This window comes from Pseudomonas sp. FG13 (genome assembly GCF_057809755.1).
Map to the genome: position 1 here is coordinate 1 of NZ_JBMDKO010000003.1, position 19615 is coordinate 19615.

18 protein-coding genes are annotated in these 19615 nt (G+C 60.7%); 11 read left to right on the plus strand and 7 right to left on the minus strand.

Annotated features, from left to right (window positions below; translation table 11 throughout):
* Positions 1–110 precede the first annotated feature (110 nt).
* Positions 111–965: a sulfurtransferase gene (locus ACODTO_RS03915; protein WP_489105998.1), complete on the minus strand. Its 855-nt coding sequence runs from the start codon at positions 963–965 to the stop codon at positions 111–113.
* A 50-nt stretch (positions 966–1015) separates the two neighbouring features.
* Positions 1016–1687, minus strand: coding sequence for a TetR/AcrR family transcriptional regulator (locus ACODTO_RS03920; protein WP_024780447.1), 672 nt, complete (start codon positions 1685–1687; stop codon positions 1016–1018).
* 148 nt (positions 1688–1835) lie between these two features.
* Between ACODTO_RS03920 and ACODTO_RS03925 the strand changes: the two genes are divergently transcribed.
* The 5 genes from ACODTO_RS03925 (at position 1836) to ACODTO_RS03945 (ending at position 6565) form a co-directional block, all read left to right on the plus strand.
* Positions 1836–3266, plus strand: coding sequence for a coniferyl aldehyde dehydrogenase (locus tag ACODTO_RS03925; protein ID WP_139640914.1), 1431 nt, complete (start codon positions 1836–1838; stop codon positions 3264–3266).
* Positions 3267–3293: 27 nt separating this feature from the next.
* Positions 3294–3839 (plus strand): twin-arginine translocation pathway signal protein, encoded by a 546-nt coding sequence (locus tag ACODTO_RS03930; protein ID WP_489105999.1) that lies wholly within the window; start codon positions 3294–3296, stop codon positions 3837–3839.
* Positions 3840–3986: 147 nt separating this feature from the next.
* Positions 3987–5582 (plus strand): GMC family oxidoreductase, encoded by a 1596-nt coding sequence (locus ACODTO_RS03935; RefSeq protein WP_489106000.1) that lies wholly within the window; start codon positions 3987–3989, stop codon positions 5580–5582.
* 115 nt (positions 5583–5697) lie between these two features.
* A complete protein-coding gene (coaD, locus tag ACODTO_RS03940; RefSeq protein WP_040071510.1) occupies positions 5698–6177 on the plus strand; it encodes a pantetheine-phosphate adenylyltransferase in 480 nt (159 codons plus the stop codon).
* Between the two features lie 136 nt (positions 6178–6313).
* On the plus strand, positions 6314–6565 hold the full coding sequence (locus ACODTO_RS03945; protein ID WP_003206534.1) for a YfhL family 4Fe-4S dicluster ferredoxin: 252 nt from the start codon (positions 6314–6316) through the stop codon (positions 6563–6565).
* Positions 6566–6714: 149 nt separating this feature from the next.
* On the opposite strand, the gene ACODTO_RS03950 is transcribed toward ACODTO_RS03945, so the two are convergent.
* From ACODTO_RS03950 to ACODTO_RS03960, 3 genes are read right to left on the minus strand one after another with little or no spacing between them, the layout of a single operon-like run.
* Positions 6715–7035 carry a hypothetical protein gene (locus ACODTO_RS03950; protein ID WP_047702469.1) on the minus strand — a complete coding sequence of 107 codons (321 nt, stop codon included), beginning with the start codon at positions 7033–7035 and terminating at the stop codon, positions 6715–6717.
* Between the two features lie 55 nt (positions 7036–7090).
* Positions 7091–7903 (minus strand): bifunctional DNA-formamidopyrimidine glycosylase/DNA-(apurinic or apyrimidinic site) lyase, encoded by an 813-nt coding sequence (mutM, locus tag ACODTO_RS03955; protein WP_489106001.1) that lies wholly within the window; start codon positions 7901–7903, stop codon positions 7091–7093.
* Between the two features lie 29 nt (positions 7904–7932).
* Entirely contained in the window at positions 7933–8748 is an 816-nt protein-coding gene (locus ACODTO_RS03960; protein WP_175362818.1) for an HDOD domain-containing protein, read from the minus strand.
* Positions 8749–9030: 282 nt separating this feature from the next.
* Here ACODTO_RS03960 and ACODTO_RS03965 point away from each other — a divergent pair, with 282 nt between their 5' ends.
* From ACODTO_RS03965 to ilvD, 5 genes are all read left to right on the plus strand, one after another.
* Complete coding sequence (locus tag ACODTO_RS03965) at positions 9031–10227, plus strand: class I SAM-dependent rRNA methyltransferase (protein WP_139640925.1); 1197 nt, start codon at positions 9031–9033, stop codon at positions 10225–10227.
* A 440-nt stretch (positions 10228–10667) separates the two neighbouring features.
* On the plus strand, positions 10668–11750 hold the full coding sequence (locus ACODTO_RS03970) for a SagB family peptide dehydrogenase (RefSeq protein WP_489106002.1): 1083 nt from the start codon (positions 10668–10670) through the stop codon (positions 11748–11750).
* A complete protein-coding gene (locus ACODTO_RS03975) occupies positions 11747–12700 on the plus strand; it encodes a diiron oxygenase (RefSeq protein WP_489106003.1) in 954 nt (317 codons plus the stop codon). Before ACODTO_RS03970 ends, ACODTO_RS03975 begins: the two co-directional genes overlap by 4 nt.
* On the plus strand, positions 12693–13898 hold the full coding sequence (locus tag ACODTO_RS03980) for an MFS transporter (RefSeq protein ID WP_139640932.1): 1206 nt from the start codon (positions 12693–12695) through the stop codon (positions 13896–13898). Before ACODTO_RS03975 ends, ACODTO_RS03980 begins: the two co-directional genes overlap by 8 nt.
* A 258-nt stretch (positions 13899–14156) precedes the next feature.
* Entirely contained in the window at positions 14157–15998 is a 1842-nt protein-coding gene (gene ilvD, locus ACODTO_RS03985; protein WP_139640934.1) for a dihydroxy-acid dehydratase, read from the plus strand.
* 175 nt (positions 15999–16173) lie between these two features.
* Here the strand turns inward: ilvD and ACODTO_RS03990 are convergent, their stop codons facing one another.
* A complete protein-coding gene (locus ACODTO_RS03990; RefSeq protein ID WP_139640936.1) occupies positions 16174–17229 on the minus strand; it encodes an HAD family hydrolase in 1056 nt (351 codons plus the stop codon).
* A gap of 242 nt (positions 17230–17471) precedes the next feature.
* Between ACODTO_RS03990 and ACODTO_RS03995 the strand changes: the two genes are divergently transcribed.
* Positions 17472–18863: an L-cystine transporter gene (locus ACODTO_RS03995; protein ID WP_489106004.1), complete on the plus strand. Its 1392-nt coding sequence runs from the start codon at positions 17472–17474 to the stop codon at positions 18861–18863.
* Between the two features lie 153 nt (positions 18864–19016).
* Here the strand turns inward: ACODTO_RS03995 and ACODTO_RS04000 are convergent, their stop codons facing one another.
* Positions 19017–19529: a dihydrofolate reductase gene (locus ACODTO_RS04000; protein ID WP_139640940.1), complete on the minus strand. Its 513-nt coding sequence runs from the start codon at positions 19527–19529 to the stop codon at positions 19017–19019.
* Positions 19530–19615 lie beyond the last annotated feature (86 nt).

The window sequence follows — 19615 nt, forward strand, 5'->3', positions numbered from 1 at the left end:
GAAAAAAAGTAAGCCGCCGTAAGGGCGGAACCCTAAGTGGCCGTTACCGCAGCAACGGATATGTACCCAATCAACAGGCCGTCATCGCGAGCAGGCTCGCTCCCACCCCGTTACTCGCCCTTCGCCACCCCCCGCCCCGGATCATTGATCCACTCACTCCACGACCCGGCATACAACCTCCCCAACGGATACCCCGCCAGGCACAAAGCAAACAGGTTATGACACGCCGTCACCCCGGAGCCGCAATAAGCCACCAACTCAGTCGGCGAACGCCCCCCCATTTTTTCGGCAAAACGCTGCCTGAGCCGATCAGCCGGCAGAAAACACCCATCAGCGCCAAGGTTGTCGGTAAATGCCGCACATTGCGCTCCCGGGATGTGTCCGGCCACCGGATCGATCGGCTCGACTTCGCCCTTGAAGCGCGGCAACGCACGCGCATCCAGAAGCGTCATCTCCGCTTGGCCAAGGCGCTGTTGCAGCGCCTCGGCGTCGAGCAACAGGGAATCATCCGGCGAACCGCTGAACGTCCCACGGTTACCCGTCGGCGGATCGAGGCTCAAGGGCAAACCATTGGCGTGCCAAGCCTTGAGTCCGCCATCGAGCAGGTACACACCCTCGCGTTTACCCAACCAGGCCAGCAACCACCAGGCCCGAGCCGCATAGGCACCGGGACCATCGTCGTACAACACGATGTCGCTGTCGTTGTCGATGCCCCAGGTCCGCAAGCGCTCCATCAACGCGCCAGGCTCCGGCAGCGGATGACGCCCGGTCACCCCCTTGATCACCGGGCCACTCAGGTCGCGCTCAAGGTCCGCGAACGACGCACCGGCGATATGCCCCTCGGCGTAGCTGCGCTGGCCATAATCCGGGTCTTCCAGGGCGAAACGGCAATCGAGGATCACCAGCCCGGGCTGCGTCCTCCTCTGCTCGAGGGCTTGAGGGCTGATGAGTTGCGCGATGGGCATGGCGTGCTCCTGTGGCGGAATGAGTGGCCTGTAGGGTTCAGATCCGATTCCTACTGCCCTTCCTCCAGGGTCTGAGGCAGAGGGACGTAATACTCTTTGAACAGTGCATCCACCGCTTCGCGGGCCTGATCGGTCACGAAACCGGCCTCCAGCACCAACACCTGGTATACCCCGCGCTTGATGGCCTGCTCACTCAAATGATTGGAGTTTTCCCGCGTGGTGCAAAGAAACCGCACCCAGGAGGTCAGGATGATCCAGGCATTGAGGGTCAGGGACTCGATCTGCACCCGATCCATTTTCAGGATGCCGGCCGCGACGAAGCCCTCATAGATGGCAGTCCCGTGGATCAGGCAACGCTGGGAAAACCGGCGATAGCGAGCCGCGAGGTCCGGATCGCTGTCGAGCAGATGCTCCAGGTCCCGGTGCAGGAAGCGATAGCTCCACATCGCCGATAGCAGCTCCTGGAGATAGAAGCGCTTGTCCTCCACCGTGGCCGCCCGGCCCTGGGGTGGGCGCAGAAAACTGTCCACCAGGTTTTCGTATTCGCTGAACAGCACGGCGATGATCGCCTGCTTGTTAGGGAAGTGGTAGTAGAGGTTACCCGGGGACATGTCCATGTGGGCAGCAATGTGGTTGGTGCTGACACTGCGCTCGCCCTGTTGGTTGAACAGCTCGAGGCTGTTTTGCACGATGCGCTCGCTGGTTTTCATTCGTGTGACCATGGCTTGGGCTTTAATTCGACGAAAGCATTGCGGCATCTTACGACCTATCGCCCGGAGGACAAACCCATAGCCATCAAGGATGTCATTTGACTTTCTAGAGCATAAGCTCTAGAAAACACCCACAATTAATAAGAACTGGTGCCTGACGATGCCTGCCGACATTGCTTATCTGCACGACTCCCAACGGCAATTGGATGAGCTGCAGTCACTCTTCGAGGCACAGCGCCAGGCCTATGCCGTTCATCCGATGCCTTCGGCCGATCAGCGCCGGCAATGGCTCAAGTCCCTCCGGGAGACGCTGAGCAATGAACGACAGGTCCTGATCGACGCCATCAGCAAGGATTTCAGCCACCGCAGCGCCGACGAAACGTTGTTGGCCGAGCTGATGCCGAGCCTGCACGGCATCCATTACGCCAGCCGACACCTCAAGCGCTGGATGAAACCCTCCCGACGCAAGGTAGGCATGGCCTTCCAGCCGGCTTCGGCCAAGGTGATCTATCAGCCGCTGGGCGTGGTCGGGATCATCGTGCCTTGGAATTATCCCTTGTTCCTGGCCATCGGGCCGTTGGTCGGCGCGTTGTCGGCGGGCAATCGGGTGATGCTCAAGCTCAGCGAAGCCACACCTGCCACCGGGCAGTTGCTCAAGCAATTGCTGGCGCGGATCTTCCCCCAGGACCTGGTGTGCGTGGTGCTCGGTGAAGCGGACGTCGGCGTAGCCTTTTCCAGATTGCCGTTCGATCACCTGTTGTTTACCGGCGCTACCAGTATCGGCAGGCACGTCATGCGGGCCGCCGCCGAAAACCTGACCCCCGTCACCCTCGAACTGGGTGGAAAGTCGCCCGCCATCGTGTCCACCGATGTGCCCCTGAGCGATGCCGCCGAGCGCATCGCCTTCGGCAAAATGCTGAATGCCGGGCAAACCTGTGTCGCGCCTGATTACGTGTTGGTGCCGCAAAACCGCGTCGGTGAATTCGTCGATGCCTATCGCGAGGCGGTTCGCAGGCTTTATCCGAGCCTGGCTGACAACCCGGACTACACCGCAATCATCAACGAACGACAACTGGCACGGCTAAACGGTTACATCAGCGACGCGACCGGCAAGGGCGGTTTGCTGATCGAGTTGTTCGACCAGGGCCAGGGACGCCGCATGCCCCACAGCCTGCTACTCAACGTCAACGACGACATGACCGTCATGCAGGACGAGATCTTCGGCCCGCTGCTGCCTATCGTGCCCTACAACGACCTGGACCAGGCGTTTGCCTACATCAATCAACGGCCTCGTCCGTTGGCGCTCTACTATTTCGGCTACAACAAGGCCGAACAGAACCGCGTACTCCACGAAACCCATTCCGGCGGCGTCTGCTTGAACGACACCTTGCTGCACGTTGCCCAGGACGACTTGCCGTTCGGTGGCATCGGTCCGTCGGGGATGGGGCATTATCACGGGCACGAAGGTTTCCTGACCTTCAGCAAAGCCAAGGGCGTGCTGAGCAAACAGCGCTTCAATGCCGCCAGACTGATTTATCCGCCCTATGGCAAACCGCTCCAGAAGTTGATTCAGAAGCTGTTTGTCCGTTAACCGGTGCCTGCGCGGGAAATAACAATAATGACCCCAAGCCTGACCAATACACCCGTGCTGTCACGGCGCGGACTGCTGAAATTCAGCCTCGGCGCCAGCGCATTCCTGAGCACCGTTGGGCTGGGGGCCAGCCTGAGCGGCTGTTCGCCAAGCCAAGCGGCCAAGGGCCTTGCCGTCCTGCGAGACAGCGACCTGCCGTTTTTACGCGCGCTCATTCCCGTGATGCTGGAGGGCGCCGTGACCGTTGAACAGCGCACCGCGGCTGCTGACGCCACCCTTGTAAGCCTGGATACCGGCCTGGCGCACCTTTCCCCACCCATGCTCAAGCTCACTCGCCAACTGTTCGACGTCCTTGCCCTGGGTATTACCCGCGGGCCGCTGACCGGCGTCTGGGGCTCGTGGGAAAACGCCAGCGCCGATGACATCCGCCAGTTTCTCGATCGCTGGGAAAACAGCTCGCTGAACCTGTTGCGCCAGGGCCACAGCTCATTGCTGCAAATGGTGATGATGGCGTGGTACAGCCGGGCCGAAGCTTGGACACATTGCGGGTATCCAGGGCCGCCCAACATTTGAAGCCCAGCCGAAATCCCTGTGGGAGCGAGCTTGCTGGCGAAGGCGGAGTGTCAGCCAACCTCAATGTTGCTGGTCCACCGCTTTCGCGAGCAGGCTCGCTCCCACAGGAGGTCCATTGCACATCCATAACAACAAGAGAGCCTGAACATGCCCGTACCCGATCCCTTCCGCGAGGGTCTTGCCCGCGGCTGGACCACCTACAACGCTGCGCGATTGACCCAGGACCTGACCCTGGAGGCTGATGTGGCAATCATCGGCAGCGGCGCGGGTGGCGGTACCACGGCAGAGATCCTCAGCACTGCCGGCTACAACGTCTTGCTGATCGAGGAAGGCCCGCTCAAGACCAGCAGCGACTTCAAGCTGCTCGAGGACCAGGCCTACACCAGCCTGTATCAGGAAGGCCTGGGGCGCATGAGCAAGGATGGCGCCATCACCATCCTCCAGGGCCGGGCCGTGGGTGGCACGACCTTGATCAACTGGACCTCGAGCTTCCGCACACCGGACCAGACCCTGGGTCACTGGGCGGCCGAGCACAACGTCAAAGGGCACAGTCCTGCCGAAATGGCGCCCTGGTTCGAACAGATGGAACAACGCCTGGGTGTGGCACCGTGGCTGATTCCACCGAATGCCAACAACGATGTCATCCGCAAAGGCTGTGAGCGATTGGGCTATAGCTGGCACGTCATCCCACGCAACGTGCGCGGCTGCTGGAACCTGGGCTATTGCGGTATGGGCTGCCCGACCAACGCCAAGCAGTCGATGCTGGTCACCACCATCCCGACCTTGCTCGACAAGGGCGGCGCGCTGCTTTACCTGGCGCGGGCCGAGCGCCTGACCCTCAAGAACGATGCGGTCATCGACCTGCAATGCCTGGCCATGGACGAGCGCTGTGTGGCCCCCACCGGACGGCGCATTACCGTCAAGGCGCGCCACTACGTACTGGCCGGCGGCGGCATCAACAGCCCGGCATTGTTACTGCGCTCCGATGCACCAGACCCGCACGAACGCCTGGGCAAACGGACCTTTCTGCATCTGGTGAACATGTCGGCCGCGCAGTTCGAAGAGGTCATCAACCCGTTCTACGGCGCGCCACAGTCGATCTATTCGGATCACTTCCAATGGCAGGACGGCGCTACCGGCAAAATGTCCTACAAGCTCGAAGTACCACCCTTGCACCCAGCCCTCGCCGCCACGCTGCTGGGCGGCTTCGGCACACAGAACGCCGCTCACATGGCGCAACTGCCCCATACCCATGCCATGCTGGCGTTGCTGCGCGACGGCTTTCACCCGGACAGCCCTGGCGGCAGTGTCGAGTTACGCAGCGATGGCACCCCGGCGCTCGACTACCCTGTTTCACCCTACGCCTGGGACGGCTTGCGCCGCGCATTCCACAGCATGGCCGAGATCCAGTTCGCCGGCGGTGCCAAGGCAGTCATGCCGCTGCACAGCGATGCCCGCTACGTGAAAACCCTGGCCGAAGCGCGAACCCTGATCGACGGGCTGGACCTGGCCTTGTATCGCACACGCCTGGGCAGCGCCCATGTGATGGGCGGTTGCGCGATGGGCGAAACGCCGCAAACCGCCGTCGTCGACAGCCTCGGCCGCCATCATCAACTCAGCAACCTTTCGATCCACGACGGTTCGCTGTTCCCCACGAGCATCGGTGCCAACCCGCAATTGTCGGTGTATGGGCTGACCGCGAAACTGGCGACATTTCTGGCCGAACGTCTGAGAAACTCATGAATATCCAGATCATTCGCAGCGTCTATAGTGCTTTCTTATCCCACAGCCGACTTGGCCGACCGAGAAGGCTGCGATACCATCCGACTCCCCAACGGACTCCCGCCAGGACGACGCGATGAACCGAGTGTTGTACCCAGGTACCTTCGACCCTATTACCAAGGGCCATGGCGATCTGGTCGAACGCGCCGCGCGCCTGTTCGATCATGTGATCATCGCCGTTGCCGCCAGCCCGAAGAAAAACCCGCTGTTCCCGTTGGAACAACGCGTGGAGCTGGCCCGTGAAGTCACCAAGCATCTGCCCAACGTAGAAGTGGTCGGCTTCTCCACGCTGCTGGCGCACTTTGCCAAGGAACAGAACGCCAATGTGTTCCTGCGCGGTCTGCGAGCGGTTTCGGACTTCGAATACGAGTTCCAGCTGGCCAACATGAACCGCCAGTTGGCCCCGGACGTCGAAAGTCTTTTCCTGACGCCGTCGGAGCGCTACTCGTTCATCTCATCGACCCTGGTGCGTGAGATTGCGGCCCTGGGCGGCGACATCACCAAGTTCGTCCACCCGGCCGTGGCCGATGCGCTGACCCTGCGCTTCAAGAAATAATCCCGCTTGCTGCGAGCCACTTCGCGGCAGAGCGAGCGCAGTCCATCGCACCCGCGTGCACTGCGCTCGCCAATGCGGCACAATTGCGCATATTCGTTTTCAGATGCCCGGGCCCAACGCCTCGGCAGGAGCCTGCATGTCCCTGATCATCACCGACGACTGCATCAATTGCGACGTCTGCGAACCCGAATGCCCGAATGAAGCCATTTCACAAGGCGAAGAGATCTACGTCATCGACCCGAACCTGTGCACCCAGTGCGTCGGCCATTACGACGAGCCCCAGTGCCAGCAGGTCTGCCCGGTGGATTGCATTCCGCTGGACGAAGCCCATCCGGAAACCGAAGAACAGTTGATGGCGAAATATCGCAAGATCACTGGCAAGGCTTGAGCCAGAAGGTTTTGTAGCGCCAGCACCGACCTCATCGCGAGCAGGCTCGCTCCCATAGGGGATCTGCCGTGTTCATACCATGTGTGCCTGGTCCAAATCCCTTGTGGGAGCGAGCCTGCTCGCGATGAGGCCATCAGCACCACCACAACTCATTCCTGCTGCTCAAACCCCTCCCCAACACACCCCAGGCACCGCACAAAGGTGGCCTTCGCCGGGTCCACCACCAGCGCCTTCCCGGCATCACCGACCCCACCGCCCAGCGCGGTAAAGGGCAACGACACCACGAATGCCCCCGCACCGATCACGGTGGCGGCGAGCAGCAGCGGCCGGGCGATCAACAAGTCGCCGATCATGGCGAAGGCGGGCGGATTCTGGATGGTGTAGCGCGGATCGCCACTGCCGCTGTTCGCCAGGACGGGCAGCCCCAGGGTCAGCAGCAGCGTTAGAACAACAGGTCGAAGCAGTCTCATGGGATCGATCCTTCGGCTGATCAGTATGACTACTGACTATAGACCGTAGGACGAATCAGCTTTGGCAACGTGGACACCAGACACTCGCACGCTGTCCCAGGCGAATTTCCCGCAAGCCCGTGCCGCAGACCTTACACAACTCCCCACCCCGGCCGTACACGAACAGTTCCTGCTGGAAATACCCGGGCTGGCCATCGCCGCCAATGAAATCCCGCAGCGTGGTACCGCCGCGCTCGATGGCATGGGTAAGGATGCGTTTGATCTCGACGGCCAGTTTCAGGTACCGGGCCCGGGAAATGCCTCCGGCCGGCCGACGCGGGTCGATGCCGGCAGCAAACAGCGCTTCGGTCGCATAGATATTGCCCACGCCCACCACCACCGCGTTGTCCATGATGAACGGTTTGACCGCCATGGAGCGCCCACGGGAGAACTGGAACAGGCGCTCACCGTCAAACAGATCGGTCAATGGCTCCGGTCCGAGGCGAACCAGCAATTCATGGTTGAGCGGGTCGAGGCTCCAGAGCATCGCGCCAAAGCGTCGCGGGTCGGTGTAGCGCAAGGCCAGGCCAGACTCCAGCTCGATGTCCACATGCTCGTGCCTGGCGGCAGGCATGCCCACCTCCACCAGCCGCAGGTTGCCGGACATGCCCAAGTGGCTGATCAAGGTGCCGACCTCGGCATTGATCAGCAGGTACTTGGCTCGCCGTTCCACCTGCACGATGCGCTGGCCCGAAAGCCGCACATCGAGGTCTTCCGGAATCGGCCAGCGCAGACGACGGTCGCGCACGATTACACGGCTGACCCGCTGCCCCTCAAGGTGTGGCGCGATTCCGCGGCGGGTGGTTTCGACTTCCGGCAGTTCTGGCATGAGGCTCTCGAGTCAGGCGAACCGGGCACTCAACGAGAGGCCAGGTCGCGGATTTCCTGTTTCTGGGTCTGGAAGTCGTATTCCGACAAACCGATGTAATCGAGCACCAGGGCACCGACGCAATCCCACTCATGGTCTTCGGCCTGATTGCCCAGCACCCGGTGAGACGCACAGATGTTCTCGGACATTTTCAGGATCGCCAACAGGTTCTTCAGCGGACTGTTGTTGCGTGAAGACTCGTCGCTGAAAACCGCCAGGGCGTTGTGGTGATTGGCGATGGCCTGGCTGACGTGATCCGGCAGGCGCCAGGATTTGGAGGTGTAGTAACCGACGACGGCGTGGTTGGTATTGAACACGCGGTTTTCCGTGTCCACCACCCGGCATTCGGCGCTCGCGTTGGCATAGGCCTCCTCGAGCACGCCCATGTAGTTGGGGAACTGCTTGAGCATCAGCGGCACGCCGCAATCGTGGAACAGCCCCAAGGCATAGGCTTCGTCGCCATTCTCCAGGCCAACCCGCTTGGCCAGGGTCAGACAAGTCATGGCCACGTCCTGGGCCGTATCCCAGAAGCGGTTCAAGGTGACGATGGCATCGTCGTGCAACTCACCCTTGATCGACTGCGCGTTGATCAGGTTGATGATCGAACGGCTGCCCAGCAGGTTCACCGCGCGCTGGATCGAGGTGATCTTGTTGCGCAGGCCGTAATACGGCGAGTTGACGATTTTCAGCAAGGCCCCCGAAAGCCCCGGGTCCTGGGAGATCAACTTGGCGATGGTCTCCAGGTCCGGATCGGGCATGTACTGCTCCATCTGCAGATCCACCATGATCTGCGGCTGGGGCGGCACACTGATGCCTTGCAGGGACTGTTGGATCTGTTCGGTGGAGAGCTCTTTGGACATGGGCACACACTCTGGGGCAGACAGGGATTCTAACCCTGAAAAACGGGTCCGACACACCGCCTGGGTAGATCGGCGAAACTTTCATGGAGACTCAGGCCTGAATCGGCAGCGACTCCATTGAGCTTGAACTGTTTTTTTGTGCCGACGATCCGGTGCCACATATCGACCTCCAGGCCCGCCGACCACCTCAACACGGTATACTCCCGCTCTTTTTTTCGGAGCGACGTCATGTCCCTGCCCAGCCTGCGCCTCAAAGCCAACGCCGACCGTCGCCTGCGCGCCGGCCACCTGTGGGTCTACAGTAACGAAATCGATGTGGGCGCCACGCCGCTGCATGGTTTCAAGGCCGGCGACCAGGCGATCCTCGAAGCCGCTGGTGGCAAGCCGCTGGGCATCGTCGCGATGAGCCCCAACAACCTGATCTGCGCCCGCCTGCTGTCCCGTGACGCGAAGCTGCCGCTGGACAAATCCCTGTTGGTCCATCGCCTCAACGTCGCGTTGTCCCTACGTGAGCGGCTGTTCGACAAGCCGTTCTATCGCCTGGTCTATGGCGACTCCGACCTGTTGCCGGGCCTGGTGGTCGACCGCTTCGGCGACATCCTGGTGGTGCAGATCGCTTCCGCCACCATGGAAGCCCACAAGGATGACGTGATCGCAGCCCTGACCCAGGTGCTCAAGCCCAGCGGCATTCTGTTCAAGAACGATTCCGCGGCCCGCGACGCCGAAGGCCTCGAACGTTACGTCGACACCGTGTTCGGCCTGGTGCCGGAATGGGTTGCCCTGGAAGAGAACGGCGTGAAATTCGAAGCGCCAGTCATGGAAGGCCAGAAGACCGGCTGGTTCTACGATCACCGCATGAACCGCGCACGCCTGGCCCCCTACGCCAAGGGCAAGCGCGTACTGGACCTGTTCAGCTACATCGGCGGCTGGGGCGTACAAGCCGCGGCATTCGGCGCCAGCGAAGTCTTCTGCGTCGACGCCTCGGCCTTCGCCCTCGATGGTGTCGAACGCAACGCAGCGCTGAACGGCTTTGCCGAAAAACTGACCTGCATCGAAGGCGACGTGTTCGAGGCCCTGAAGGAACTCAAGGCCAGCGAAGAGCGTTTCGACGTGATCGTGGCCGACCCACCTGCCTTCATCAAGCGCAAGAAAGACCTCAAGAATGGTGAAGGCGCTTATCGTCGTCTCAATGAACAAGCCATGCGCCTGCTCACCAAGGACGGCATCCTGGTCAGCGCTTCGTGCTCGATGCACTTGCCTGAAGACGACCTGCAGAACATCCTGCTGACCAGTGCCCGTCACCTGGACCGCAATATTCAATTGCTTGAACGCGGCGGCCAGGGCCCGGACCATCCGGTTCACCCGGCCATCCCCGAAACCCGCTACATCAAGAGCATCACCTGCCGGCTGTTGCCTAACAGCTAAAGGATGGCCCCCGCCCCTCTGCGTCCTGCGCATCGGTAGCCAGCCAACACCCCAATCGCAGCTTCGGCTGCGATTGTTTTTTATGTACGAAAAGTTACCGCTCATTGAAGTTAATAGCACCGCCTGCATTATTTGTAAGAAGACTCTCACATTATTACTGGAGCCTTCCTACTCAATCTCCTCTTGCCAAGCACTCATTAAAAACTATGATTGAACTGTCACTGCGCAAGTGACAACTATTAAAAACACAACACTTATTCAACGCAAAGGAGCTGCATCATGAAAGCAATCAATCTGGAAGCTGAAAAAATCGCAAACCTGGCAGGCCTGATTGTTCCAAAGTGCCGCTAAGCCAGTAAACGCTTGAAGTAAACGATGGGCTGAGGAGTGCCGGCACCTCAGCCTCATCTGAACGTTTTGCCCCAGCGGAAACCATTTGCATGCATATAAATCCGTGCCTTTTCATTCTTGCGCGCCCGCCGCACCAAATTGTATGGAACTACGAGCGCCATACCCAGTTCGAACTCGACCAGCATTATTCGACACGACTGGCGCAACTTATCGCCAACCCGCTGCAATTCGACATCAACAACTTTATCGACGCCGACTTCCTGAAGGCGGACATACTTATCGAAACACCAAGAAGATCCATTGAGTGGCGCTGGGATGAGTTGTCCAGGATATTCCACATCGGTACAAAGAATATTCCTTGTGCACAGGTTCCCAGGAATGTGAATGAATGGGCGACCGAGTACCTGCAACATTGCAATGAAGTGCTGTCGTCACCGGCACCTCCCGCCCGGACAAGAACGTATTCCGCCGAACGGATCGTCCTGGCTCCCTGTGCGTTGATCGACATGCCGGACGTTTCACTGTCCCAGACTCTGGTCGGTCGAAGCACTTCCCGCTCATTCGACGAACGAGCCATCTCGATCGAACAGGTCGGCACGCTCCTGTACCTGAGCCTGGGCTACCTGAGCGAACGCCGGGGCGGCCAGGAGGCCACCTGTCCCGATGCGCTGGGGGCAAGACGCAGCAGCCCTTCGGGGGGCGGCCTGAATGCCTGCGAAGGTTACCTGTATGTGCGCAACGTGACGGGCCTGGCACCCGGCATCTACGCCTATCATCCGGACGCACATGCCTTGAGCCCGATCCGCCCCCTGCCCGATGAGCCCCTGGGGAATCTGTTGTGCAGTCAGCACTTCATCAATCCCCTGCCGTTCGGGCTGTTCCTCACGTCACGCTTCGACAAGCTCTGGTGGAAATACCCGCACTCTCGCGCCTACCGGATGGCTTTCGTCGAAACCGGTCATGTGTCCCAGACCTTCCTGATGGTTGCGACTGCGTTGGGCCTGGATACCTGGCTGACCGGCGCATTGGCCGACCGTGAAGTCGAACACCTGCTCGACCTTGAAGGCACTTGCGAGCAACCGTTGTTTTTTGTCGGCTGCGGCCATGGCGACGGGCAGGTGCACTGCAAGGAATTGATGGCGTTGATCGACCGGCAGGAGATCGTGTCATGACCGGCTCAGTCTCCAGCCGGGCGCCTCATTACACATTGGGCGATTGGAATCACAAGGCCGCCGTGCGCACGGGTAAAGGCGACTATCGTCTGCCGGAGAACCTGGAACAGCAGCTCCGTAGTCGAGACTGGTTTCCGTCAGCCTTCATTCCTTATACCGAACATCCGTTGATCCAGGAGGCGGGCCGCTCCATTGCCCAGCGTCTTGCGGCCAACCACCTGGTGCATTTTCTCGACTACACCACACTGCTTGAACACCGGGTCGTCAATCGCGCCGTGGAAACCATCGTCCATGGCGAGTTGGCCTTGCCGATTCCCCAGCCGATGAAAACCGCCGCCCTGCAGCTCTATACCGATGAGGGCTACCACGCACTTTTTTCCAATGACGTGGCCGAACAGGTCGCAGCCCTCTACGGCATCAGCGACCGACCATCCCCCAGGCGTATCCAGCGCCTGCTGGGCCTGATCGATGCCGTCACCCCCGGGGATCGGCCTCTGGCGTGGTTTCTGCTGGGGTTCGTCTCCGAGACGATCATCGCCAAGGAATTACTGGCCATTACTCGCGACACCCTGGTCTGCACCGTATACCAGATGCTCAGGAGCCATCTCGAGGACGAGGCACGCCACAGCCGCTACTTCAGCGAAGTGTTCCAGTACCTGTGGTCCGCCCTGGATCCCACGCAACGCGACCTGGCCGCGAGCATGCTGCTGCAGATCATCGGCCTCTATTTCGAACCGGACCTGCCCTGGCTGAAGCGCAGCCTCGCCAGTGTCGGTTTCAACGAGCGGTCGGCCCTCCAGATCGTTGCCGATGTCCTGCTGCCGGACGCCCATGGCCGACGAGTACGCTCGGGAGCGGTGTCGACCTTCGCGGCCATGCGCAAGGCAGGGTTCTTCGACAACGAACACCACCGGCGGCTTTTCGCCCAGGCAGGGTTTATCGATGGTTGAGCGCAAAGAACTTCCAGCCCCCCGTAAACCCGCCGCCGTCGGCTTATTGCTGACGATGACCTTGCTCGGCGTGTTCCCGATCGACGTTGTGTTGCCCTCGTTCCCGGCTTTGTCCGAACATTTCGGGCGTCCCTCATCCGACATCGCCCTGTCGGTCAGCCTGTTCGCGATAGGTATCGCCCTTTCGCAACTGCTGGTCGGCCCGCTCTCCGACACCATGGGGCGAAAGAGCCTGCTGTTGATCGGGATCACCGTTTCAGCCATCGGCGCCACGGGCTGCGTACTCACCGACGACTACGGGGCCTTCCTGTTCTTCCGTGTCGTGCAGGCGCTGGGATGCGGTTGTTTCGTACTGTCCCAGGCACTGATCCAGGACCTGTTCAGCGGCCTGGAGCAGCAACGGCTGCGGATCTTCCTGGTCACTTGCGGCGGTATTTTCATCTCCGTTTCTCCCCTGGCCGGTACCGGGTTGCAGCACTGGATGGGGTGGCGCGGCAGCTTCGTGGTGTTTGTTGCCCTGGCAGCAGGTGTATTCGTGGGCGCCTGGCGTTTACTGAGCCGTACCGCGGTGAGTAGCCATGCCAGGCCCCTGGATTTCATCGGTGCCTATCGAACGGTATGCGGCGATTTCCGCTTCATGGCTTACTGGCTGACCTCGGCGTTGGCTTTTTCCTGTCACTTTTCATTCATCGTCATTTCGCCGCTGGTGTTCATCGACCAGCTACAGCTCTCGCCCGAGACATTTTCCCTGGCGCTGCTGGGCTACGGACTGGCCTACATCGGCGGCGGCGCGCTGGCGACGGTGCTGAGCAACCGGATCGACCCACAGACGCAGATCATCACCGGCCTGAGCCTGATCCTGCTGGCGGGCGTCTTGATGTTCGGGCTTTCCAGCCAACTCGGGTTGTCGGTCACCACCGTATTGCTGCCCATGATCGTCTGTACCGCCGGAACCACCATTGCCCGTGCGGCGGCCCACACCCGGGCCATGAACCTGTTTCCTGAGCAAGCCGGTACGTCCGCTTCGGCCGGCAGCGTGCTCATCTTCATCGTCGGCGGGCTGACCAGTGCCGCGATCAGCCTCACTCCGCTTGCCCTGCAAACCACCCTGGCGTTATGCCTGGTGCTGCTCAGCCTCCTGGGATTGGCTCTCAATGGCCTGATCCGGCATCGTCACCGGGGGTTGTTGACCGGTTGAGCGCCGCCAGTCGTCATTCCGAGCGCGACATTGGCGTCCGATCAGCGCTTTGCGTCATTTCATCCTGGCGCCAGCGGTGTAGAATCGCGACATTCATCGCCATTCATCCCCCGGCGGGTTTATGAGCTCATGCTGAGGCGCGCAGCGATCCTGCACAGTCATCGGCCACTTCCGGACACACGGCCAACCCCGAGTGCTCCAGACGTCAATAGAAGCTCACTTTCCCCTTGATATCTGATTAGCCGCCCGGAGTGTTCCATGCCTGATTACCGCTCGAAAACATCCACCCACGGCCGCAACATGGCCGGCGCCCGCGCATTGTGGCGCGCCACGGGGATGAAGGATGACGACTTCAAGAAGCCGATCATCGCCGTTGCCAACTCCTTCACCCAGTTCGTACCCGGTCACGTCCACCTCAAGGACCTGGGCCAACTGGTTGCCCGCGAGATCGAACGCGCAGGCGGTGTTGCCAAGGAATTCAACACCATTGCCGTGGATGACGGCATCGCCATGGGCCACGACGGCATGCTTTATTCGCTGCCGAGCCGGGAGATCATCGCCGACTCCGTCGAATACATGGTCAACGCCCACTGCGCCGACGCTATCGTGTGCATCTCCAACTGCGACAAGATCACCCCCGGCATGCTCATGGCGGCCCTGCGCCTCAACATCCCGGTGATCTTCGTATCCGGCGGCCCGATGGAAGCCGGCAAGACCAAGCTCGCCAGCCACGGCCTGGACCTGGTGGATGCCATGGTCATCGCTGCCGACTCCAGCGCCTCTGACGAGAAGGTCGCCGAATACGAGCGCAGTGCTTGCCCGACCTGCGGCTCGTGCTCCGGCATGTTTACCGCCAACTCGATGAACTGCCTGACCGAAGCCCTGGGCCTGGCCCTGCCGGGCAACGGTTCGACCCTGGCCACCCACAGCGATCGCGAACAACTGTTCCTGCAAGCCGGGCGGACCATCGTCGAGCTGTGCAAGCGCTACTACGGCGAGAACGACGAGTCGGTGTTGCCGCGCAACATCGCCAACTTCAAGGCGTTCGAAAATGCCATGACCCTGGACATCGCCATGGGCGGTTCCACCAATACCATCCTGCACCTGCTGGCCGCCGCCCAGGAAGCCGAGATCGATTTCGACCTGCGCGACATCGACCGCCTGTCCCGGAACGTGCCACAACTGTGCAAGGTTGCGCCGAATATCCAGAAGTACCACATGGAAGATGTGCACCGTGCCGGCGGGATCATCAGCATCCTCGGTTCCCTGGCCCGTGGCGGCCTGCTGCACACCGACCTGCCGACCGTGCACAGCAGGACCATGGCCGATGCCATCGCCAAGTGGGACATCACCCAGACCACCGACGAAGCCGTGCATCACTTCTTCAAAGCCGGCCCGGCGGGCATTCCGACGCAAACCGCGTTCAGCCAGTCGACTCGCTGGGAAACCCTGGACGACGACCGTGAAAATGGCTGCATCCGCAGCGTTGAACACGCCTATTCCAAGGAGGGCGGCCTGGCCGTGCTCTACGGCAACATCGCCCTGGACGGCTGCGTGGTGAAAACCGCGGGTGTCGACGAGTCGATCCACGTGTTCGAAGGCAACGCCAAGATCTTCGAAAGCCAGGACAGCGCCGTGCGCGGGATCCTTGCCGATGAAGTGAAGGCCGGCGATATCGTGATCATCCGTTACGAAGGTCCGAAAGGTGGTCCGGGCATGCAGGAAATGCTCTACCCCACCTCCTACCTCAAGTCCAAGGGCCTGGGCAAAGCCTGCGCCCTGCTGACTGACGGCCGTTTCTCCGGCGGCACCTCGGGCCTGTCCATCGGCCACGCTTCGCCTGAAGCGGCCGCTGGCGGCGCCATCGGCCTGGTGCGTGACGGCGACAAAGTGCTGATCGATATTCCGAACCGCTCGATCAACCTGTTGATCAGCGACGAAGAACTGGCCGCGCGTCGCGTCGAACAGGACAAGAAAGGTTGGAAGCCGGTGGAAGTGCGTCCACGTAAAGTGACCACCGCACTCAAGGCCTATGCCCTGCTCGCCACCAGCGCCGACAAGGGCGCGGTGCGCAACAAGGCGATGCTGGACGGGCTGTAAGCGTTTAGCGCCGCAATAAAAAAAGCCCCGCAAGTGCGGGGCTTTTTTATTGCCTGTGGCAAATGGTGATCAACTGTGGGAGCGAGCCTGCTCGCGATGGCGGTGGATCAGCTGCATCGATGTGCCTGACACACCGTTATCGCGAGCAGGCTCGCTCCCACAAGGGTTACTGGGCTTACTGAATGTCCTCAGGCTTCACGATCACCCAGTTCTTGTCCGCCGTAACCGTCAGCCCTTCCTTGGCCTGGGCGGCAGCGTGCTTGGCCATCATGCCGTTGATCTGGGTCATGTACTTGTCCTTGCGGTTGACCCACAGGTGGATGCCGCCCTTGGCCACATCCACATCGTGGAACAGCATGTAGCCGTCGCTGCTCGGCGTATCGCCACCCACCAGGACCGGTTTCTTCCACTCATCGATGTACGTCAGGATCGCCGCATGCTTGCCGGCCATCCAGGTCGCCGGGGTCCACAGGTAAGGTGTGTATTCCAGGTCCAAGTTGGCCTTCTCGTCATACTTGCCGGCGGTGATCTGCTTGCGAGCGGTGGTCAGCTCGCCGGTCTTGCGATCCTTGAGCAGCGTGGTCACGCCGATGACGTTCTGCGGCTTGAGGTTGTAGCCGTATTTCGGATCGGCGGCGACCATGCGCACCAGCTCTTCCGACGCCGCGGTCATGACATAGACCTCGATGCCGTTTTCCATCAGTTTGTTGTACAGCTCGGCCTGGCCAGTGAAGACTTTCGGTGGGTTGACGTTGTAGTTGACCACCTTGTCGCCGTCGTAATACGTGGTCGGTACAGGCTTGCCGGACGCCATCAGCTCGTCGACGTAGCCCTTGAGTTCCTTGAGAGTGAAGCCGGAGAACACCTGGGCTACCCATGGGTAGCAGACCATGTCGTCCACTTCGCAGAGGCGGTAGTAGTAACTGAACAGGCTTTCCTTGTGATCAGCGGTGTCCTTGAACGGAATCAGCTTCAGGGAAGGATCCAGGCTTTCCCGGGTGATGAGGCCCTTGTTCTCCATGAACGGCAGCAACGACTCTTCCAGGTCATAGCGGTAACTGGTGTTGTCCATGTCGAACACCGCAAAGTTACCCTTGTTGGCGTTGGCCGCGATCATCGCCTCCAGCGCCTTGGCCTGTTCCGCAGGCCAGTGCTTGAGTTCGGTGGCAAGTGCCTGGCCGGCGAGACCAAGGCTCAAGGCAACAGCGAGAAAACGAGGTACGAGCTTCATCGGCATTTCTCCCAGGTTCAAAGAACCCGACGCTAACAAATGCTTGTGACAGTCCTCGCCTGTCCACGACCGCTTGCGTCTCGATAACGTCAGCAACGTGTCTGCAAACGCCACGTCCTTATTCCATAAACGACATTCAACATGCTTTTTTAATATTAATTCATTAGTTTTCAGGCTGTTAGGCTTCCCTGCTCGCAGTCGCAGCTTCAGGCGACTGGCAAGTCTTAACGGAGCTCTTTTTGATGAATCTGCCGCTGTTCCTCAATCTGCTGGTGTTCCTCGCCTTGCTGTTCGGCCTGGCGCAAACCCGTCACCGCAACTGGAGCCTGGCGAAAAAGGTGCTGCTGGCGCTGGTGCTCGGGGTGGGGTTCGGGATAGCCCTGCACACGGTCCATGGCGCTGGCAGCCCGGTGCTCAAAGCCTCCATCGGCTGGTTCGACCTGGTGGGCAACGGTTACGTACAGTTGCTGCAAATGATCGTGATCCCGCTGGTCTTCGCCTCGATTCTCAGCGCCGTGGCCCGGCTGCATAACGCCTCGTCCCTGGGCAAGATCAGCTTCCTGACCATCGGCACCCTGCTGTTCACCACCGCCATCGCGGCCCTGATCGGTATCGGTCTGACCAACCTGTTCGGTCTCACTGCCGAAGGCCTTGTGGCTGGCACCCAGGAATTGGCACGACTGCAAGTGATCCAGAGCGATTACGCCGGCAAGGTCGCCGACTTGAACGTCCCGCAATTGCTGCTCTCGTTCATTCCGCAGAATCCCTTCGCCGACCTGACCCGGGCCAAGCCAACCTCGATCATCAGCGTGGTGATCTTCGCGGCATTCCTGGGTATCGCGGCACTGCAACTGCTCAAGGATGATGTCGAGAAAGGTCAGAAAGTGATCAATGCCATCGACACCCTGCAAAGCTGGGTCACGCGCCTGGTGCGTCTGGTGATGAAGCTGACTCCGTATGGTGTGCTGGCGTTGATGACCAAGGTGGTGGCCGGCTCCAACCTGCAGGACATCATCAAGTTGGGCAGTTTCGTGGTGGTATCCTACCTGGGCCTGGGCCTGATGTTCGTGGTCCATGGCCTGCTGGTGTCCGCCGCCGGGATCAACCCCCTGCGCTTCTTCCGCAAGATCTGGCCGGTGCTGACCTTTGCCTTCACCAGCCGCTCCAGCGCCGCGACCATCCCCCTGAGCATCGAAGCCCAGACCCGTCGCCTTGGCATTCCTCGAGCCATTGCCAGCTTCAGCGCATCATTCGGTGCCACCATCGGCCAGAACGGTTGCGCCGGCCTCTACCCCGCCATGCTCGCTGTGATGGTTGCGCCAACGGTGGGCATCAACCCGTTGGATCCGGTGTGGATCGCAACCCTGGTTGCCGTCGTGACCTTGAGCTCGGCCGGTGTGGCCGGCGTCGGTGGTGGTGCGACGTTCGCCGCGTTGATCGTGTTGCCGGCCATGGGCTTACCGGTTTCGCTGGTGGCGTTGCTGATTTCCGTCGAGCCTCTGATCGACATGGGCCGTACGGCATTGAACGTCAGCGGCTCAATCACCGCAGGGGCGATTACCAGCCAGGTGATGCAGCAGACCGACAAGGCGCTGCTGGATGCCGATGAACATGGGGAGTTGGTACACGCTTGATGCCTGATGCCTGATACCTGATACCTGATACCTGTGGGAGCAAAGCTTGCTCGCGATGACGGTTATGCGGTTTGACCAATAGACCGCATCGCCTGACTCGCGGGCAAGCCTTGCTCCCACAACCAGCTCGGCACTTTGCTTGGAGCCTGAACTTTAAAGCTTCTCCCACACCTCAAAACTGTACGCCGGCTTATCCCCCTCTGCCGGGTTCGGCAGGTTCGAAACCAGTTCCCACCGGCTCGAATCAAACTCCGGAAACCACGCATCCCCTTCCGGGCTTAACGCCACGCGGGTCAGGTACAGCCGATCCGCTTGCTCCAAGGCCTGGGCATACAACTGGGCACCGCCGATCAACATCAGCTCATCGACGCCTTGCGCCAGCGCCCACGCCTCGGCCCGCTCCACCGCTGCCTCCAGCGAGGGGAAGACTTCCGCGCCTTCGAGCGTCAGGCCCGGCTGACGACTGACCACGATGTTCAAGCGCCCCGGCAGCGGTCGGCCGAGGGAGTCCCAGGTTTTGCGACCCATGATGATCGGCTTGCCCAGGGTGGTGGCCTTGAAATATTTGAAATCCCCCGGCAAGTGCCAGGGCATGCTGTTGTCGATGCCGATCACACGGTTTTCACCGAGGGCTGCGATCAGGCTTAAGGGGAGAGTTTTTTTCATGGTGCCGAGGATAGCAGAGGCTCAACGTACCCCGACAGGCGCTCCAGCGGTTATCCTCAACCCTCATTTGCGACGGAAGCGCCTGT

What these genes read in the sequence shown, in the direction of transcription:
- ACODTO_RS03915 (WP_489105998.1), bottom strand. Translation starts at nt 965, where the DNA reads ATGCCCATCGCGCAACTCATCAGCCCTCAAGCCCTCGAGCAGAGGAGG.
- ACODTO_RS03920 (WP_024780447.1), bottom strand. Translation starts at nt 1,687, where the DNA reads ATGGTCACACGAATGAAAACCAGCGAGCGCATCGTGCAAAACAGCCTC.
- ACODTO_RS03925 (WP_139640914.1), top strand. Translation starts at nt 1,836, where the DNA reads ATGCCTGCCGACATTGCTTATCTGCACGACTCCCAACGGCAATTGGAT.
- ACODTO_RS03930 (WP_489105999.1), top strand. Translation starts at nt 3,294, where the DNA reads ATGACCCCAAGCCTGACCAATACACCCGTGCTGTCACGGCGCGGACTG.
- ACODTO_RS03935 (WP_489106000.1), top strand. Translation starts at nt 3,987, where the DNA reads ATGCCCGTACCCGATCCCTTCCGCGAGGGTCTTGCCCGCGGCTGGACC.
- coaD (WP_040071510.1), top strand. Translation starts at nt 5,698, where the DNA reads ATGAACCGAGTGTTGTACCCAGGTACCTTCGACCCTATTACCAAGGGC.
- ACODTO_RS03945 (WP_003206534.1), top strand. Translation starts at nt 6,314, where the DNA reads ATGTCCCTGATCATCACCGACGACTGCATCAATTGCGACGTCTGCGAA.
- ACODTO_RS03950 (WP_047702469.1), bottom strand. Translation starts at nt 7,035, where the DNA reads ATGAGACTGCTTCGACCTGTTGTTCTAACGCTGCTGCTGACCCTGGGG.
- mutM (WP_489106001.1), bottom strand. Translation starts at nt 7,903, where the DNA reads ATGCCAGAACTGCCGGAAGTCGAAACCACCCGCCGCGGAATCGCGCCA.
- ACODTO_RS03965 (WP_139640925.1), top strand. Translation starts at nt 9,031, where the DNA reads ATGTCCCTGCCCAGCCTGCGCCTCAAAGCCAACGCCGACCGTCGCCTG.
- ACODTO_RS03970 (WP_489106002.1), top strand. Translation starts at nt 10,668, where the DNA reads ATGCATATAAATCCGTGCCTTTTCATTCTTGCGCGCCCGCCGCACCAA.
- ACODTO_RS03975 (WP_489106003.1), top strand. Translation starts at nt 11,747, where the DNA reads ATGACCGGCTCAGTCTCCAGCCGGGCGCCTCATTACACATTGGGCGAT.
- ACODTO_RS03980 (WP_139640932.1), top strand. Translation starts at nt 12,693, where the DNA reads ATGGTTGAGCGCAAAGAACTTCCAGCCCCCCGTAAACCCGCCGCCGTC.
- ilvD (WP_139640934.1), top strand. Translation starts at nt 14,157, where the DNA reads ATGCCTGATTACCGCTCGAAAACATCCACCCACGGCCGCAACATGGCC.
- ACODTO_RS03990 (WP_139640936.1), bottom strand. Translation starts at nt 17,229, where the DNA reads ATGAAGCTCGTACCTCGTTTTCTCGCTGTTGCCTTGAGCCTTGGTCTC.
- ACODTO_RS03995 (WP_489106004.1), top strand. Translation starts at nt 17,472, where the DNA reads ATGAATCTGCCGCTGTTCCTCAATCTGCTGGTGTTCCTCGCCTTGCTG.
- ACODTO_RS04000 (WP_139640940.1), bottom strand. Translation starts at nt 19,529, where the DNA reads ATGAAAAAAACTCTCCCCTTAAGCCTGATCGCAGCCCTCGGTGAAAAC.